Below are 16,560 nucleotides of genomic sequence, written 5' to 3'. Positions count from 1 at the left end.
ACGCGCACAATGACAGTCGCCCAGGCAGTCGTGGAGTTCCTGGGCAGGCAGTACACGGTGGACAGCATCGGGGGAGAGGACTACCGCGAACGGTTGTTCCCGGGCATGTTCGGCATCTTCGGCCACGGCAACGTGGCCGGCGTCGGCCAGGCCCTGAAGCAGTCCTCTGCCCGGAACCCGGGCGCCATGCCCTACTACCAGGGGCGCAACGAGCAGGCGATGGTGCATCAGGCGGTGGGGTATGCCCGGCACACCCGCCGGCGGGCCACATACGCGGTCACCAGTTCCATCGGCCCCGGCGCCACCAACATGCTGACCGGAGCCGCGCTGGCCACCACCAACCGGCTGCCCGTCCTGCTGCTGCCCTCGGACACGTTCGCCACCCGCGCACCCGATCCCGTGCTGCAGCAGCTGGAACGCCCCGAGGCCTACGACATCACCGTCAACGATGCCTTCCGGCCCCTGTCCCGGTACTTCGACCGGATCAGCCGGCCCGAGCAGCTGTACTCCGCTTTCCTCTCCGGGCTGCGGGTGCTGACCGACCCGGCCGAAACCGGCGCCGTCACCATTTCCCTGCCGCAGGACGTCCAGGCCGAAGTGCTCCAGGTGCCGGAGGAATTCCTGGCCGAACGGGAGTGGCGGATCCGCCGGCCCGAACCCGAGGACACGGGCATCCGCCGTGCCGCGGAACTGATCCGCGCGTCCCGGCGTCCGCTGATTGTGGCCGGCGGCGGTGTCCTCTATGCCTTCGCAGCCGATGCGCTGGCCTGGCTGGCCGAAACCACCGGCATCCCGGTCAGCTACACCCAGGCCGGGGTCGGGACGGTACCGTGGGGCGCCCCGTACTGCGTGGGCGCCGTTGGGTCCACGGGTACGACGGCGGCCAACGTCCTCGCCCGGGAAGCGGACCTGGTGATCGGGATCGGTACCCGGTACGAGGATTTCACCACGGCCTCGCATACGGCTTTCCAACACCCCGGCGTGCAGTTCATCAATATCAACGTGGCACCCATTGACGCGTACAAGCTCGGCACGAGCCTGCCGCTCGTCGCCGATGCCCGCAAGGCACTGCTCCGGCTGGCCAGCGCGCTGGAGGGCTACCGCGTCCCGGACGGCATACCTGCGCTGGTTGCGGCGGAAAAGGACCGCTGGAACCGGACCGTGGACCTGGCCTTCGACACCCGTTCCGTTCCGCTGCCAAGCCAGAACGAAATCATCGGCGCCGTGAACCGCGCCATGGCGCCGCGCGACGTCGTCGTCTGCGCTGCGGGTTCGCTGCCCGGGGACCTGCACAAGATGTGGCGGGTGCGGGACCCCTTCGGATACCACGTGGAGTACGCGTACTCCACCATGGGCTACGAAATCCCCGGCGGACTGGGCGTGAAGCGGGCGGCCGTCGACGAGGCGGCCCGCGCCCCCGAAGGCACGGCCGAGGCGCAGCCCCGCGACGTCGTCGTTATGGTCGGCGACGGCTCCTATCTGATGATGCACACCGAATTGGTGACGGCCGTTGCGGAGGGAATCAAGCTCATCACCGTGCTGATCCAGAACCACGGCTTTGCCTCCATCGGGGCGCTTTCGGAAAGCCTGGGCTCACAGCGGTTCGGCACGCGGTACCGGACCCTGGACCGCAAGCACCACACGTTCGACGACGGCGCGAAGCTGCCCGTGGACCTGGCCCTAAACGCCGAGTCCCTGGGCGTGCGCGTGCTGCGAATAGAGCCGGGTCCGAACGCCGTCGCGGATCTGGAAGCTGCAGTGGCCAAGGCGAAGGCCGAACCGGAGGGCAGCGGACCGGTCCTGATCCATATCGAATCCGACCCGCTCATCGACGCACCCGATTCCGAATCCTGGTGGGACGTACCGGTGTCCGGTACCTCCGAGCTGGACTCCACACAGCAGGCCTACGGCACCTACAGCTCCTCCAAGGCACGGCAGAAGCCGCTGATCGGTTAGCGGGCTCCTTCCCGGGCTGCACCCCAGAAACGGAGAGTTCCATGAGCACCACCATCACGCACTTCATCAACGGCACCGAAACCGCCGGACACGGGGACCGGCACCAGCCGGTCTACAACCCGGCCACCGGCGAGGTCACCGGTGAGCTGCGGCTGGCGGACCGGACGGACATTGACGCCGTCGTCGCCGCCGCGAAGGCCGCCTCCGCCGGCTGGGCCGAGACCTCGCTGACCAAACGTACTGCCGTACTGTTCCGCTTCCGCGAGCTGCTCGCCGCCAACGTGCAGGAACTTGCCCGGGTGGTGACCCGAGAGCACGGCAAAGTGGTCTCTGATGCCGCCGGCGAAATCGGCCGCGGGCTGGAAGTGGTCGAGTATGCCTGCGGCGCCCCGCAGTCGCTCAAGGGCGACTACTCGGACGCGGTCTCCACCGGCATCGACGTGTTTTCGTTCCGCCAGCCGCTGGGAGTGGTTGCCGGCATCACGCCGTTCAACTTCCCGGTGATGGTGCCGTTGTGGATGGCGCCGGTGGCGATCGTCACCGGGAACGCGTTCATCCTCAAACCCTCCGAACGCGATCCCTCCGCCAGCCTGTTCCTGGCCCGCCTCTGGAAGGACGCGGGGCTGCCCGACGGCGTCTTCAACGTGCTGCAGGGGGACAAGGAAGCGGTGGACGGGCTGCTCACCCATCCCGACGTCGACGGCGTGTCCTTTGTCGGGTCGACGCCGATTGCACGCCACGTGCATGAGACGGCCACCCGGCACGGCAAGCGGGTGCAGGCCCTGGGCGGCGCCAAGAACCACGCGGTGGTGATGCCGGATGCGGACCTGGACCTCGCCGCCGAGCACCTAACCGCCGCCGCTTTCGGTTCCGCCGGACAGCGCTGCATGGCCATCTCGGTGGCCGTGGCCGTAGGCAGCGCCGCGGAGAACCTCGTGGCCCGGCTGAAGGAACGCGCCGAGGCGGTCAAAGTAGCCAACGGCATGGAACCCGACGCCGATATGGGCCCCGTGATCACGCCGCACGCCAAGTCGCGGCTGCAGAAAATCGTGGGCGAAGCGCAGGAGGACGGTGCCGCCCTGATTGTGGACGGCCGCGAGCTGGTGGTGCAGGGCCATGAGGACGGGTTCTTTGTCGGCCCCACGGTCCTCGACCATGTCCGCCGGGAAATGACTGCCTACCGGGAGGAAATCTTCGGCCCGGTCCTGGCCGTGGTGCGGGTCGAGAACATCTCGGAGGCGCTGGAGGTCATCAATTCCAACCCGTACGGCAACGGCACCGCCATCTTCACTGCCTCCGGTGCCTATGCCCGCGCGTTCACCCGGGGCGTGAAGGTGGGCATGGTGGGCATCAACGTTCCGCTGCCGGTGCCGGTGGCCTGGCATTCCTTCGGCGGCTGGAACGATTCACTTTTCGGCGACCACCACATCTACGGTCCCGACGGCGTGCACTTCTACACCCGCGGCAAGGTGGTCACCCAGCGCTGGCCCGAACCGGCCGAGTTGTCCGGTGCCTCGTTTGCCTTCCCCTCCAACTAACGCGGAACCCCGTTGAAAGGAATCAGGCATGGCCTCCAACCCCCTGACCATAGGCACGGCCCCGGATTCCTGGGGCGTCTGGTTCGCCGACGATCCGAAGCAGACCCCCTGGCAGCGCTTCCTCGTCGAGGTGGCGGAAGCCGGTTACACGTGGATTGAGCTTGGACCGTACGGCTACCTGCCCACCGATCCGCTCAAACTTGCCGATGAACTGGGTCAGCGGGGGCTGAACGTGTCCGCCGGAACGGTTTTTACCGCCTTCCACCGGGGGTCCGACCAGTGGGAAGCCGCCTGGGAACCGGCACGGAAGGTCGCCGAACTCACCGCGGCCATGGGCGGCGGCCACCTGGTGGTCATCCCGGCCATGTGGCGCGACGACGTCACGGGTGCACCCCTCGAAGCGGCGGAGCTATCGCCGAGCCAGTGGAACGACCTGCTGGAGGGGCACAACCGGCTGGGCAGGGAACTGGCCGAGGAATTCGGCCTGCAGCAGCAGTTCCATCCGCACGCCGATTCCCATGTCTGTGCCCAGCCGGACATTGAACGTTTCCTCCAGGGCACCGACCCCGCGCTGGTGAGCCTGTGCCTGGACACCGGGCACGCCCAATACGGGGGAGCGGACAGCGTGGAACTGATCGCCGCGTACCCCGAGCGCATCGGCTACCTGCATCTGAAACAGATCGATCCGGCCGTCCTGGAAACGGTGCGGCAGCAGGACCTTACCTGGGCGGCGGCGAACCTGGCCGGGGTGATGACCGAACCCCCGCACGGACTCCCGGACCTGTCCGCGGTGATCCGGGCCGCCGAAGCACTGGAGAAGCCGTTGTTCGGAATCGTCGAACAGGACATGTACCCCGTCGCCGATTTGAATGTACCGATGCCCGTGGCCCGGCGCACCCGCAGCTACCTGCTCTCGTGCGGCTCCCCCACGCGGATTCAGTGAGGAGAAATCATGAGCGAGAATCTCCGCGTTGCCGTCATCGGCGCCGGGCGCATGGGGATGGACCACATCCTGCGGCTGCACCACCGGACGGCCCGGGCCGAGGTAGCTGCCGTCGTCGACATTGACCCGACCCGCGCCCGGGCGGCCATCGCCGGCATCCCCGGTGCCTCCGCCGTCACCGATGCCGGCGAAGCCTTGGGCAGCGCCGACGTCGATGCCGTGCTGATTGCCACGCCCGGTTTCCTGCACGAGGACATCCTGCACCAGGCACTGGCCCGGGACATCCCGATCCTGTGCGAGAAACCGTTGACTCCGGACCCGGCATCCGCCTGGAAGGTGGTCCAGGCCGAGGAGAAGCTTGGTCGGCGCCGGATCCAGGTGGGCTTTATGCGGCGGTACGACGCCGAATACGCAGCCTTGGCCGGGATAGTCCGCAGCAGGGAGCTGGGCGACCTGCTGATGCTCCACCACCAGCACCGCAATGCCGCCACCCCTGCCGGATTCACCAACGAAATGCTGATCAACGATTCAGTGGTGCACGAGTTCGACGCGGTGCGTTTCTTCACCGGCGAAGAGATCACCGCCGTCCAGGTCCGGATCGGCAAATCGACCGGCAACTCGCCGGTGGGCCAGCGCGATCCGCAGCAGGTACTGATGGAAACCGAATCCGGGGTGCTGGCCGACGTCGAAATCTACGTCAACGCTCGGTTCGGTTACCAGGTTTCCGCCCAGGCGGCCTTCGAAGACGGCATCGTGAGCATCGGCGCGGACACCGGACCGCTGGTACGGACGGACGGCCGGTGGGGCGGACGGGTGGCCCCGGGCTTCGAGCAGCGCTTCAGCGCCGCCTACGACGCCGAGGTGCAGGCATGGGTGGACGCGTCGCTGGCAGGTACCGCCGAAGGGCCCAGCGCCTGGGACGGCTACGCGACCGCCGCCTGCTGCGCCGCCGGCGTCGAGGCGCAGCGGACCGGGCAACGGGTGCCCGTGGCCTTGAACGGGAAACCCGCCTTGTACTTGTCCTGAACATTTGTCTTGAACCGCCAGCATCCCCGGAAGGAGGGCCACCCCATGAAGATGGCACTGGATCCCACCCCGTTCCACCGCACCCATTCCCTGCTGCAGTTCCCGCAGCTGGCGGCCGAACTGGGTTACCCGTACCTGCAGCTGACCCCGCACCCGGACTTCCTGCCCTTCTTCACCCATCCCAAGGCGGATGACGCCCTCACCGCAGCGCTGAAGAAGGCCTGCGCCGAGGCGGAGGTCGGCATCGCGTCAATCCTGCCGGTGCTCCGCTGGTCCTCCCCGGATGAGAATCTCCGGCAGGCAGCCGTCCGTTACTGGCGGCGGGCCGTGCAGCTGGCCGTGGACCTGGGGGTCAGCCAAATGAACACGGAGTTCGGCGGCCGGCCGGAACACCCGGAGGAATCCGAAGCGGCGTTTTACCAGTCCATGGAGGAACTGGTGCCGCTCTTTGAACGCGAGGGCATCCAGGTGGCGATTGATCCGCACCCGGATGACTTTGTGGAGGAAGGCCTTGCCGCCTGGCGGGTCATCCGCGGGGCGAACTCGCCGAACCTCGGCTTTGTTTACGTGGCCGCGCATGCCTTCCATCTGGCGGACAGCCCGGACCGGATCCTGCAGGAAGTAGGGGAGCGGCTGCAGGTGGTGCACGTGGCGGACACCATGGACCACCGTGCCTCCAACGGGCTGCGTTACATCACCAACCCGCCCGGAAATCCGGTGCGCGTCCACCAGCACCTGAAGATCGGCGACGGCGACGTCGACTGGCAGCAGCTCTTCGAGGCGCTGGCACAAAACGGCTTCCTGGACCGGACCGAAACGGTCATGGTCTCCAGCGTTTTCGCCGAGAACGAGAACGCTGCCGAGGTAGCCCGCTACCAACTCGCAACCATGACGGACCTGGTCAACGGAATCCGGTAAAACCTAACGGACCGACGGAGGCATCATGAGCTCGACCATCAATCCCGGTAAGGAACTCCAACCCAACAAGGCGCTGAAGCGCATTGCAGCCGTGAGCACTCTCGGCGGGCTGCTCTTCGGCTACGACACGGGTGTCATCAACGGCGCCCTGCCCTTTATGGAGGAAGACCTCGGCCTGACTCCGCTGACCACCGGACTGGTGACCAGCTCCCTGCTCATCGGCGCCGCCTTCGGTGCCCTGGCCGGTGGACGGCTTGCGGACCGCTACGGCCGGCGGCGCCTGATCATGGGACTTGCCGCCGTGTTCCTCCTGGGCACCATCGGTGTCTCCCTGGCGCCGAACGTTGTGGTCACCGTCGGGTTCCGCTTTGTCCTGGGCCTAGCCGTAGGCGGCGCGTCTGCCATGGTGCCCGTGTTCCTGGCCGAAATGTCACCGGCCCACCTGCGCGGCCAGATGGTGACCCGCAACGAGCTGATGATCGTCTCCGGGCAGCTGCTCGCCTTCGTGACCAACGCCGTGCTGGGCAACGTGTGGGCGGACCAGGTCAGCATCTGGCGGTGGATGCTGGTGGTCGCAACGCTGCCGGCCATCGGCCTCTGGCTGGGGATGCTCCGCGTTCCGGAAAGCCCGCGGTGGCTGGCCGCCAGCGGCAGCTACGCCGAAGCCTTCGAAGTGCTCAAGAAAATCCGGACCGCCGCCGTCGCGCGTCAGGAAATCGACGACGTCCGGGCACTGGCCCGGGAGGACTACGAGGCCAAGAAGGGATCCTTCAGCGACCTGCGCGTCCCCTGGATGCGGCGGATCTTCCTGATCGGGGTGGGGGTGGCCATCTGCCAGCAGATCACCGGCGTGAACTCGATCATGTACTACGGCACCGAGATCCTGAAGGAGTCCGGCTTCGGCACCCAGGCCGCCCTGACCGCGAACATCGCCAACGGCGTGATTTCCGTGCTCGCCACCTTCGTGGGGATCTGGCTGCTGGGCCGGGTGGGCCGGCGGCCTATGCTGATGATCGGACAGATGGGCACCATTGCGGCGCTGACCCTGATCGGTCTCTTCTCCCTGGTGCTCCCGGAGGGGACCGGCCGCGGGTTCGTGATCCTGGCGCTCACGGTCTCCTTCCTCGCGTTCCAGCAGGGGGCCATTTCCCCGGTGACCTGGCTGATGCTCTCCGAAATCTTCCCGCTGAAGATCCGCGGACTGGGCATGGGCAGCACCGCGTTCATTCTCTGGATGGTGAACTTTGCGGTGGGCTTCAGCTTCCCCGTGCTGACCGCCGGCATCGGCATCTCCAACACGTTCTTCCTCTTTGCCGGCCTCGGCGTCTTCGCGGTCCTGTTCGTTCGGGCCTACCTGCCCGAAACCCGCGGCAAGAGCCTGGAGGAACTCGAACGGCAGTTCCACACCCGTGACGCCGCCGCCCTGCGGCTTCCCGGCCCGGCAGTCTCGGCGCCCGCGGTGTAGGCGGACCGGCGGTCGCAGCGTCCCAGGCGGCGCAGCGCCTCAGGAGCCGAAGGGCAGGCGGGGATCCACCGCCTGCCCTTCCCAGCTGCCGCGGATCCAGCCGTGCTGCGGGTCGTCGCTGATCAGCCAGCTGCGTACCGGTCCCGGACCGGCCATGACGTTGAGGTAGTACAGGTCATAGCCGGGTGCTGCCATGGCCGGGCCGTGCCAGCCATAGGGAACCAGGACGACGTCGCCGGTCCGCACCTCGGCCGTAACGTCGATGGGCCGGTCATCCGAGGCGTAGACGCGGGCGTATCCCACAGGGTCTGCCGCCTGGCCCGCCGGTGTCTGCGGCGAGATCCGGGTTTCGAAGTAGTAGATCTCCTCCAGCTGTGTTTCGCCGTCCTTTTCCTCGTCATGCTTATGCGGCGGATAGGAGGACCAGTTGCCGGCCGGGGTCAGCACCTCGCAGACAATGAAGCGGTCCGCTTCCAGGGCGGCCGGGGTGCCGAAGTTGTGGACCTGCCGCGAGCAGTTCCCGGCTCCGCGCAGTTCCACCGGGGTTTCCTCGCTCTTCACGACCCGCAGCGGGTAGGAGGTGGACGCCGGTGCCAGGGCCACGGCCACCCGGCCGCCGTCCCGCGACCAAACGGTCAGTGCCGTATCCGTGCCGGAGTACAGGACGTCTGCGGGACCGTCGAAGACCGAGGTCCGCCCCCGCAGTGCGTAGTCCGTGCCGTCGGCGGTCACGGTGAAGGACCCGGACAGGGGAATGACCAGCCGCTCCTCGGATTCGGCGGGAAGGGACACCTGCGAATCCGGTCCGAGCTCGGCTACCTTGAGTCCGGTGTGCGCCCAGCCGGTGACAGGGAGACTGTCCGATGCGCCGAGGGAGACCTGCCAGGGTTCCCGTGCGGCAGAACCGGACGGATACACCCACTGCTGCGGTTCCTGCATGTCGAGCCCCTGTCGGAGAAGGGAATACCCTGCCTTGGTGTGCCGATGCTAGCGCTGCACCAGCGTCATTTCGAACGTGTAAGAGTCGGCCCGGTACACGTGGTGGCCGGTTTCGACGCTGCGCCCGGCGTCGTCGACGGCGGTGCGCTCCATGGTGACGAGCGCGGCACCCGGCCGGGTTTCCAACAGCTCCGACTGCCGGCCGCTCGCGACGGTGGCACCGATGCGCTGGGTGGCCAGCCGGAAGTTCACGCCGGCGTCCCGGAGGATCTGGTACAGGCCGCGGCTGCGCAGCCCCTCTTCGGTGATCTCCGCGATGTCATCCCGCACCCAGTTTTCCATCACGGCCAGGGGCTTGCCGTCCACGCTGCGCAGCCGGGTGAAGTGGTAGGTGTTCACCCCGTCGGGCAGGTCCAGCGCCTTGGCGACGCCGGCGTCCGCCGGGCCGTGCCGGAAGTCGAGCACCTTCGTGGCCGGTTTTTGCCCGGTACGCTCCAGATCATCAAAGAGGCTGGACAGTTCGAGCGGCCGCCGCACCTGGCTGGACACCACCTGGGTGCCGACGCCGCGTTTGCGGACCAGCAGGCCGTTGCGGACCAGTTCGTCCATGGCCTTGCGCATGGTGGGGCGGGAGAGCTTCAGCCTGCCGGCGAGTTCAATCTCGTTGTCCAGCCGGGAGCCGAACTCCAGTTCTCCGCTGTGGATGGCAGCCTCGATTCCCTGGACCACCTGGTGGTAGAGGGGCACCGGCGAGGACCGGTCAATCGGGATGTTCAGTTCCGTTCCCACGGGCCGCTCCTTAATCCGTCGGGTGCCGGATCCACGGGTGACTCTTTGATGCGATGACAGGACAAAGTTGACTGCGAGCATAGCAGGAACCCGGTGTCCGGCAGCAGAGGTTCCGAAGCGCTCCGTACGCACGGCTCCGTAATCCGCGAAGGGGCCAGCAATATGTCCTGACAATCTATTGACTCCGGAACCCTGCGGACTATTCTGGGGCTCCAAGTACCGAACCGAGCGGGTGCACCCTTGGGTGCAGGCGCGGGTTATCGGGGAGGAACGGACCACGAAGACAAAGGAGACTGTCGTGTCAGAAAAACGTTCCTGGCGGCGCTTCGCCGCGGCGGCGGCACTGGCATCCGCGTTGACGGTGGCCGCGTGTTCGAGCGAGGGAGGGCGGACGCCCGAACCCGAGAGCCAGGACGGCGGAGCCGTCGCGGACACAGAACAGATCAAGGTTGCCCTGATTACCCACGCCGCTCCCGGCGACACCTTCTGGGACATTGTCCGCAAGGGTGCGGAGGAAGCCGCAGGGAAGGACAACGTGGAGCTTCAGTACCTTTCGGACCCCGAGGGCGGCCGCCAGGCGCAGCTGGTGGAGCAGGCCGTGGAGCAGGGCGTGGACGGAATAGCCGTCACCCTGGCCAAACCGGACGCCCTGGCAGGTGCGCTGGAGGACGCCCGCGCGGCGGGCATTCCGGTGGTGACCCTCAACGCCGGCGAGGACCGCTCCGCGGAGCTCGGCGCCTTCACCCATTTCGGTTCCAATGAGCAGCTAGCCGGCCAGGCGGTAGGGGAACGGCTCGCCTCGGACGGCTACACCCATCCCGTCTGCGTCATCCAGGAGCAGGGGCACGTAGGCCTGGAGAACCGGTGCGCCGGTGTCAAGGCCGTGGTCCCCGGCACCGAGGTCCTCTACGTGCAGGGCACCGACATGACGCAGGTGGAGTCCACCGTCACGGCGAAGCTGCAGGCCACCGACGACGTCGACGTCATTGTCGGTTTGGGCGCGCCCTACACCCTGACCATCCTGAAGTCGGTGGCCGGTTCCGGCAGCGACGCCAAGGTTGCGTCCTTCGACCTGAACGCCGAAATGGCACAGAAGATTGCGGACGGAGAGGTGATCTTCACCGTTGACCAGCAGCCATGGATGCAGGGCTACGGCGCCGTGGACGCCCTGTGGCAGTACCACCGCGGCGGGTTCCAGCTGGGCGGCGGGCAGCCGGTCCTCACCGGCCCCACCATCATTGACTCCACCAACGCCTCAGAGGTGCTGGCCTTCGCCGAAGACGGCATCCGCTAGCGGAGCCGGCGGAACGGAAAAGGAAGGCCGAGATGGCAACTACAGCTACCGTGACGGCTCCGGCGGCGGATGAACGGATCGCCGGCAAAGGCCCGCTGGCCAAACTGCTGGGCCGGCCGGAGATCGGCGCACTGGTGGGGGCAGTGGCGCTCTTCGTGTTCTTTTCCCTGGTGGCACCGGTGTTCCTGCAGCCGGGATCCATCGCCACCGTCCTGTACGGGGCCTCCACCATCGGGATTATGGCCGTGGGTGTTTCCCTGCTCATGATCGGCGGGGAGTTTGACCTTTCGGCGGGCGTGGCCGTGATCAGCTCGGCGCTGATGGCCTCGCTCTTCAGCTGGTATTTCGCCACCAACGTCTGGGTGGGCGTGGGACTGGCACTGCTGTTGTCCCTGGGTGTGGGTTTCGTCAACGGCTGGATCCTGGTGAAGACCCGGCTGCCGTCCTTCATCGTCACCCTCGCCACCTTCCTGATGCTCACCGGGCTGAACCTCGGACTCACCCGCGCCATCGGCGGCAGCGTATCAACACCGTCCATCTCCACGATGGACGGCTTCGAATCCGGGCGGGCGGTCTTTGCCTCCTCGCTGACCATCGGCGACGTGGAAGTCCGGGTGACCGTCTTCATCTGGATTGCACTGGTGGCACTGGCCTCCTGGATCCTGCTGCGGACCCGGATCGGCAACTGGATCTTCGCCTCCGGCGGTGACGCGTACGCTGCCCGGGCCGTGGGGGTGCCGGTGGTGAAAACCAAGATCGGCCTGTTTATGGGCGTGGGATTCTGTGCCTGGGTGCTGGGCATGCACAACCTCTTCGCCTTTTCCACGGTCCAGTCCGGTGAAGGCATCGGCAACGAATTCCTCTACATCATTGCCGCAGTGATCGGCGGCTGCCTGCTGACGGGCGGGTACGGTTCCGCGGTCGGCGGGGCCATCGGCGCGTTCATCTTCGGCATGGCCAACAAGGGCATTGTCTACGCCGAGTGGAACCCCGACTGGTTCAAGTTCTTCCTGGGCCTGATGCTCCTGCTGGCAACGGTTGTGAACCTGATGGTCAAACGCCGGGCAGAGCAGCAGTAGCGAGAAGACGGAGGGAACCATGGACAGCACCGGAGTTGAACACGATGCCCCCGCGGGCAGCGCCGGGACCACCGCACCGGCACACCTGCTCTCCCTGGAGCATGTGGGCAAGCACTACGGGAACATCATTGCCCTTCGCGATGTCACCATGGCGGTCGACGCCGGACGCGTCACCTGCGTGCTGGGCGACAACGGCGCCGGCAAGTCCACCCTGATCAAAATCGTGGCCGGACTCCACCAGCACGATGAAGGCATCCTGACCATCTCCGGGGAGGAACGGCGGCTCTCCTCCCCGCGGGAGGCCCTGGACGCCGGCATCGCCGCCGTCTACCAGGACCTGGCAGTCGTGTCCCTGATGCCGATCTGGCGGAACTTCTTCCTGGGCTCGGAGCTGACCACCGGCGCCGGACCGTTCCGCCGGCTCGACGTTGCGCGGATGAAAAAGATCACCAAGCAGGAGCTTTCGGAGATGGGCATCGACCTCCGCGACGTGGAGCAGCCCATCGGACAGCTGTCCGGCGGCGAACGGCAATGCGTGGCCATTGCCCGGGCGGTGTACTTCGGCGCCAAGGTGCTGATCCTCGACGAGCCGACGGCGGCACTCGGGGTGAAGCAGTCCGGGGTTGTGCTGCGGTACATCCTGCAGGCACGGGACCGCGGACTGGGGGTCATCTTCATTACCCACAATCCGCACCATGCGTATCCCGTGGGAGACCGGTTCCTGCTCCTCAAGCGGGGCCGGTCCACCGGCTACTACAACAAGCAGGACATCACCCTGGACCAGCTGACCACCCAGATGGCCGGCGGCGAGGAACTGGTGGAACTGGCCCAGGAGCTGGAGGCACTTGGCGGCCACGGCGACGTCGTCGCCGAGGTGGAGGCCGAAGTCGGCGGCACGGAACCGGGCCGGGGCTAGCGGCACGGCGGTGAAGACCCGGCAGGAACCCGACGCGATCCGCCTGGGGCTGGCCGGCGTCGGACGGATCGGGACCCTGCATGCGCGGAACCTCTCCGAGCTGGGCACAGGGGAGGGAACCCTTCCGCCGGTGCAGCTGGTCATCGCCGACGCCGCCGCGGAGCGGGCGCATACCGTGGCCCAGCGCCTCGGTGCCGCATCCGTTCCCTCGGCGGAAGCACTTCTTGATGAAGGGATTGACGGGCTGGTGATTGCCGCGGGCACGCTCGCCCATCCGGACCTCGTGCGCATGGGGGTGGACGCAGGGGTGCCGGTCTTCTGCGAAAAGCCCCTTGCCGGGGACACCGCGGCGTCCCTGCCGGTGCTGGAGTATGTCCAGGCCCGCGGCGGCGTCGTCCAGATGGGCCATCAGCGGCGCTTCGATGCCGGCTACCTGGCGGCGAAACGGCTGCTGCAGGACGGCGCGCTCGGCTGGGTCCACTCCTTCCGGGCCGTGACCTCGGACATGGAGCCGCCGCCCGTCGGGTTCCTGGCGTCCTCCGGCGGCTTGTTCCGTGACTGTTCCGTGCATGATTTCGACATCCTCCGCTGGCTGACGGGCCGCGAGATTGTCCGGGTGTATGCCGTGGGGTCCAACAAGGGGGATCCGGAGATCGGCCGCGTGGGTGACATCGACACCGGGCTGGCCCTCGTCACGCTCGACGACGGGACGGTAGGGACCGTGTCCGCTGCGCGCTACAACGGGGCGGGACATGACGTGCGGCTGGAGATTGCCGGCTCCCGCTCCACGCTGCTGGTGGGCCTGGACGACACGATGGCGGTCCGCTCCGCGGAACCGGGCGTCGATTTCCCCTCCGGCAGGCCGCCGCATTCCTTCGCCGAGCGTTTCGAAGCGGCCTACCGGGCGGAGATGGCCGCTTTCGTGGAACTGGTCCTCGGCCGCCGGGACAACCCCTGCACGCCTGTTGAGTCCGTGGCGGCCTCCCGGGTGGCCGATGCCGCGCAGGAGTCGCTGCTGACCGGCCTGCCGGTGAACCTCGGCTAGGCTGAGGCACCAGCTTTCCGACCGAGGGGACCCCGCGTTGTTGAACCGATTCCAGGTTGTGCCGGCCAGCTATCTCATCTTCCAGCGCCGGGACCGGGTGCTGCTGCAGCTCCGGCAGGGCACCGGGTACATGGACGGCTACTGGGCCACGGCCGCAGCCGGACATGTGGAGGCGGGGGAGTCAGTCGTGCAGGCCGCCGTGCGGGAGGCGCGGGAGGAACTCGGCATAGCGGTGGCGCCCGACGACGTCGTGCCGCTGACGTCCATGCACCGCACGCAGGAGGACACCGGGACAGCCGTGGACGAGCGGGTGGACTTCTTCTTCCGCTGCGCCGCCTGGTCGGGGGAGCCGCGCATCATGGAGCCCGGCAAGGCGGCCCGGCTGGAGTGGTTTTCCCTGGATGACCTGCCCGCCGACGTCGTCCCGCATGAGAGGTTTGTCTTCAAACGTTTGCGCAGCGGCCTGCCGCCCATTGTCACGTTCGGGTTTGGAACGCCTGAGCCTCCGAGGGGAGACGTACATGATTACCAGTGCAGGGATCCTGCTGTACCGGCGCGGGGCTGAAGGCCTGGAGGTATGGATAGGCCATATGGGCGGTCCGTTCTGGGCGCGGAAGGACGAGCATGCCTGGTCTCTTCCCAAGGGGGAGTACCAGCCCGAGGAGGAACCGCGGGCCGCAGCACTGCGGGAGTTCGCCGAGGAGATGGGAACTCAGGCGCCGGCGGCCAAGTATCTGCTGCTGGGCACTTTCCGCCAGTCGGCACAAAAGACCGTGACGGTCTTCGCCGCGGAGGCGGACTTTGCTCCGGAACGGATCGAGAGCAACACATTCGAACTGGAATGGCCGCGGGGATCGGGCACCGTCCGCGAGTACCCGGAGATCGACCGGGCCGGCTGGTTTCCGGTGTCCGTTGCGCGTACCAAGCTGGTCAAGGGGCAGGTCCAGGTGCTGGACGCACTGGTGCGGATGCTGGGGGAATAAGCCGGGTCGGGGCGGAGGGGATGGCCGGTGTAGAGAAGCACACAGCGTCCCACGATCCGTGACTGATGAGCCGTGTGTGGCCCCATCAGGCACAGCAGCACCAAACGGTGGGACGCCGTGCGCGGAAGGACTACCCCTGCAGGCCCCGGGCGTAGGCGACCAGCGCGTCGCGGACATACTGCGCACCCGAGTTGAACTCACGGGTGTAGTTGGCTCCGAAGCGGTCATCGGCCACATACATTTCAGCGATGCCGATCAGCATCTGCGGATCGGGCTCCTTCCGGGTACCGGCAGCGATCCATTCCGCATGCCTCCGCGCGAGTTCCTGCGCTTCGGCGCTCGCAGGCGCCGACCCCCGGCGCTGAACCTCGTCCCAGGCGTCCTGCAGTGCTGCATGTTCAGCGGAGAAGCCGCGCTTGCCGGCGTCGTCCAGGGAACGCCACCAGCGGTCGGATTCGGCGTAGGCCTCCGTGCCCCAGCGTTCTTCCACCTCCTCGCGGTATGTGGTGTGGTCAAAGCCTTCAAACATTTTCTCTGCCATGATTTCCTCATCTCCTTTCAGTGCCTCCAGCGTCGAGCGCACTGCACGTATCTGTGTCTGCAGCCGGGCCTGCTCATCCTGGAGATACACCAGATGCTCGGCCAAGGCAGCGGCATCATCCTGCTGGCCTTCCAACACCTGTCCGATCTGCGGCAGGCCCATTCCGAGCTGGCGCAGCAGCAGTATCCGCTGCAGCCGGACCAGGGCTGCCCGGTCGTAATACCGGTAGCCGTTGGCGCCGACCCGTGAGGGGGCCAGCAGGCCGATGCTGTCGTAATGGCGCAGGGTCCGGGAGGTTGTTCCGGCCAGTTTCGCCACGTCCGCAATGGACCAGTCCACGTGTGCTCCTTCTCGACACCACCAACCCTAGAAGTTGACGCTGCGGCAAGGTCAAGGGGCCAGCGGTTAGGCAGGCGACGGGCGCGCGCGTAGATGGGCCCGCTCACCCTGGGGTCCGAAAAGGGCTATGAACTCCACCGCGTCTGCCGTGGCGCTGGCCATCCAATGCGGCAGCCGGGTACTGAACTCAGCGGCTTCACCGGGATGCAGGATCAATTCCTCGTCGCCGAGCACGAGCCGCAGCTGTCCGCTGAGGATGTAGATCCACTCGTATCCCTCGTGGGTTCGCGGATCCGGAACTGCGGGGTGGTCGGTCGCCGGGAGGATGTACTTGTAGGCACCTATGCCGGTGGCCTTTTGGGTGAGGGGAATGATGAGCGCCCCGTGCCGCCGGATGGGACGCATATGCACGCGGGGATCTCCCATGGGGGGAGCGGCGACGAGTTCATCGAGGGTGACCCCGTAGGCGCGGGCCAGGGGCATCAGCAGCTCCAGCGTAGGCCGCCGTTGGCCGGACTCCAGGCGCGACAACGTGCTCACCGATATGCCGGTGGTCTCGGACAGGCTGGCGAGCGTGGTGCGGCGCTGCGTCCGGAGGGAACGCAGGCGGTCTCCGATGCCGGACAGGGATTCTTCGGTCACGCAAGCAAACCTACGCCATGGCGCCGGCTGCCTTGTATATCGGGATCCGGTAGGCCCAGGATTTGCCAGACCGGCAAGAATAATTGCTCGCGTTGAGCAACCGCCGCAGACTGGCTGAACAGCACCGGACGATGTGCCCGGCTGAAT

General features: G+C 67.1%; 16 protein-coding genes. 12 read left to right on the top strand and 4 right to left on the bottom strand.

Annotated features, from left to right (window positions below; translation table 11 throughout):
- Positions 1–9: 9 nt before the first annotated feature.
- From iolD to LJ760_RS09200, 6 genes are read left to right on the top strand one after another with little or no spacing between them, the layout of a single operon-like run.
- Positions 10–1,956 (top strand): 3D-(3,5/4)-trihydroxycyclohexane-1,2-dione acylhydrolase (decyclizing), encoded by a 1,947-nt coding sequence (gene iolD, locus LJ760_RS09225; RefSeq protein WP_442860658.1) that lies wholly within the window; start codon positions 10–12, stop codon positions 1,954–1,956.
- Between the two features lie 41 nt (positions 1,957–1,997).
- The gene (locus LJ760_RS09220; RefSeq protein ID WP_227922031.1) at positions 1,998–3,494 is read left to right on the top strand and encodes a CoA-acylating methylmalonate-semialdehyde dehydrogenase; all 1,497 of its coding nucleotides are present in this window, start codon (positions 1,998–2,000) and stop codon (positions 3,492–3,494) included.
- A 28-nt stretch (positions 3,495–3,522) separates the two neighbouring features.
- The gene (locus LJ760_RS09215) at positions 3,523–4,437 is read left to right on the top strand and encodes a sugar phosphate isomerase/epimerase family protein (RefSeq protein ID WP_227922030.1); all 915 of its coding nucleotides are present in this window, start codon (positions 3,523–3,525) and stop codon (positions 4,435–4,437) included.
- 9 nt (positions 4,438–4,446) lie between these two features.
- Positions 4,447–5,463, top strand: a complete 1,017-nt coding sequence (locus tag LJ760_RS09210; RefSeq protein WP_227922029.1) for a Gfo/Idh/MocA family protein — start codon at positions 4,447–4,449, stop codon at positions 5,461–5,463.
- 45 nt (positions 5,464–5,508) lie between these two features.
- A complete protein-coding gene (locus LJ760_RS09205; protein ID WP_227922027.1) occupies positions 5,509–6,381 on the top strand; it encodes a sugar phosphate isomerase/epimerase family protein in 873 nt (290 codons plus the stop codon).
- Between the two features lie 25 nt (positions 6,382–6,406).
- A complete protein-coding gene (locus tag LJ760_RS09200; RefSeq protein WP_227922024.1) occupies positions 6,407–7,846 on the top strand; it encodes a sugar porter family MFS transporter in 1,440 nt (479 codons plus the stop codon).
- 39 nt (positions 7,847–7,885) lie between these two features.
- Here LJ760_RS09200 and iolB read toward each other — a convergent pair whose 3' ends face one another.
- Positions 7,886–8,785: a 5-deoxy-glucuronate isomerase gene (gene iolB / locus LJ760_RS09195; RefSeq protein WP_227922022.1), complete on the bottom strand. Its 900-nt coding sequence runs from the start codon at positions 8,783–8,785 to the stop codon at positions 7,886–7,888.
- 48 nt (positions 8,786–8,833) lie between these two features.
- Positions 8,834–9,574, bottom strand: a complete 741-nt coding sequence (locus LJ760_RS09190; protein ID WP_227922019.1) for a GntR family transcriptional regulator — start codon at positions 9,572–9,574, stop codon at positions 8,834–8,836.
- Positions 9,575–9,872: 298 nt separating this feature from the next.
- On the opposite strand from LJ760_RS09190, the gene LJ760_RS09185 reads away from it, so the two are divergent.
- Genes LJ760_RS09185 through LJ760_RS09160 form a run of 6 tightly spaced genes read left to right on the top strand, consistent with a single transcriptional unit; the run spans position 9,873 to position 14,891 of the window.
- The gene (locus LJ760_RS09185) at positions 9,873–10,868 is read left to right on the top strand and encodes a substrate-binding domain-containing protein (protein WP_227922017.1); all 996 of its coding nucleotides are present in this window, start codon (positions 9,873–9,875) and stop codon (positions 10,866–10,868) included.
- Positions 10,869–10,900: 32 nt separating this feature from the next.
- On the top strand, positions 10,901–11,947 hold the full coding sequence (locus tag LJ760_RS09180) for an ABC transporter permease (protein WP_227922015.1): 1,047 nt from the start codon (positions 10,901–10,903) through the stop codon (positions 11,945–11,947).
- Positions 11,948–11,966: 19 nt separating this feature from the next.
- On the top strand, positions 11,967–12,863 hold the full coding sequence (locus LJ760_RS09175) for an ATP-binding cassette domain-containing protein (RefSeq protein WP_227922014.1): 897 nt from the start codon (positions 11,967–11,969) through the stop codon (positions 12,861–12,863).
- Between the two features lie 10 nt (positions 12,864–12,873).
- Positions 12,874–13,908: a Gfo/Idh/MocA family protein gene (locus LJ760_RS09170; protein WP_227922013.1), complete on the top strand. Its 1,035-nt coding sequence runs from the start codon at positions 12,874–12,876 to the stop codon at positions 13,906–13,908.
- Positions 13,909–13,948: 40 nt separating this feature from the next.
- A complete protein-coding gene (locus LJ760_RS09165; RefSeq protein WP_227922010.1) occupies positions 13,949–14,473 on the top strand; it encodes an NUDIX hydrolase in 525 nt (174 codons plus the stop codon).
- Positions 14,430–14,891, top strand: a complete 462-nt coding sequence (locus LJ760_RS09160; RefSeq protein ID WP_227922008.1) for an NUDIX domain-containing protein — start codon at positions 14,430–14,432, stop codon at positions 14,889–14,891. Before LJ760_RS09165 ends, LJ760_RS09160 begins: the two co-directional genes overlap by 44 nt.
- Before the next feature lie 130 nt (positions 14,892–15,021).
- Here the strand turns inward: LJ760_RS09160 and LJ760_RS09155 are convergent, their stop codons facing one another.
- Together LJ760_RS09155 and LJ760_RS09150 are read right to left on the bottom strand one after the other, a co-directional pair.
- Entirely contained in the window at positions 15,022–15,771 is a 750-nt protein-coding gene (locus tag LJ760_RS09155) for a MerR family transcriptional regulator (RefSeq protein ID WP_227922007.1), read from the bottom strand.
- Between the two features lie 66 nt (positions 15,772–15,837).
- Positions 15,838–16,413, bottom strand: coding sequence for a helix-turn-helix domain-containing protein (locus tag LJ760_RS09150; RefSeq protein WP_227922006.1), 576 nt, complete (start codon positions 16,411–16,413; stop codon positions 15,838–15,840).
- Between the last annotated feature and the right edge of the window lie 147 nt (positions 16,414–16,560).

The sequence above is a fragment of the Arthrobacter sp. zg-Y895 genome (assembly GCF_020731025.1).
Classification (GTDB): Bacteria; Actinomycetota; Actinomycetes; order Actinomycetales; family Micrococcaceae; genus Arthrobacter_B.
This window is presented reverse-complemented; position numbering and strand designations above follow the sequence as displayed.

What these genes read in the sequence shown, in the direction of transcription:
- LJ760_RS09205 (WP_227922027.1), top strand. Translation starts at nt 5,509, where the DNA reads ATGAAGATGGCACTGGATCCCACCCCGTTCCACCGCACCCATTCCCTG.
- LJ760_RS09180 (WP_227922015.1), top strand. Translation starts at nt 10,901, where the DNA reads ATGGCAACTACAGCTACCGTGACGGCTCCGGCGGCGGATGAACGGATC.
- iolB (WP_227922022.1), bottom strand. Translation starts at nt 8,785, where the DNA reads ATGCAGGAACCGCAGCAGTGGGTGTATCCGTCCGGTTCTGCCGCACGG.
- iolD (WP_442860658.1), top strand. Translation starts at nt 10, where the DNA reads ATGACAGTCGCCCAGGCAGTCGTGGAGTTCCTGGGCAGGCAGTACACG.
- LJ760_RS09175 (WP_227922014.1), top strand. Translation starts at nt 11,967, where the DNA reads ATGGACAGCACCGGAGTTGAACACGATGCCCCCGCGGGCAGCGCCGGG.
- LJ760_RS09160 (WP_227922008.1), top strand. Translation starts at nt 14,430, where the DNA reads ATGATTACCAGTGCAGGGATCCTGCTGTACCGGCGCGGGGCTGAAGGC.
- LJ760_RS09200 (WP_227922024.1), top strand. Translation starts at nt 6,407, where the DNA reads ATGAGCTCGACCATCAATCCCGGTAAGGAACTCCAACCCAACAAGGCG.
- LJ760_RS09220 (WP_227922031.1), top strand. Translation starts at nt 1,998, where the DNA reads ATGAGCACCACCATCACGCACTTCATCAACGGCACCGAAACCGCCGGA.
- LJ760_RS09215 (WP_227922030.1), top strand. Translation starts at nt 3,523, where the DNA reads ATGGCCTCCAACCCCCTGACCATAGGCACGGCCCCGGATTCCTGGGGC.
- LJ760_RS09210 (WP_227922029.1), top strand. Translation starts at nt 4,447, where the DNA reads ATGAGCGAGAATCTCCGCGTTGCCGTCATCGGCGCCGGGCGCATGGGG.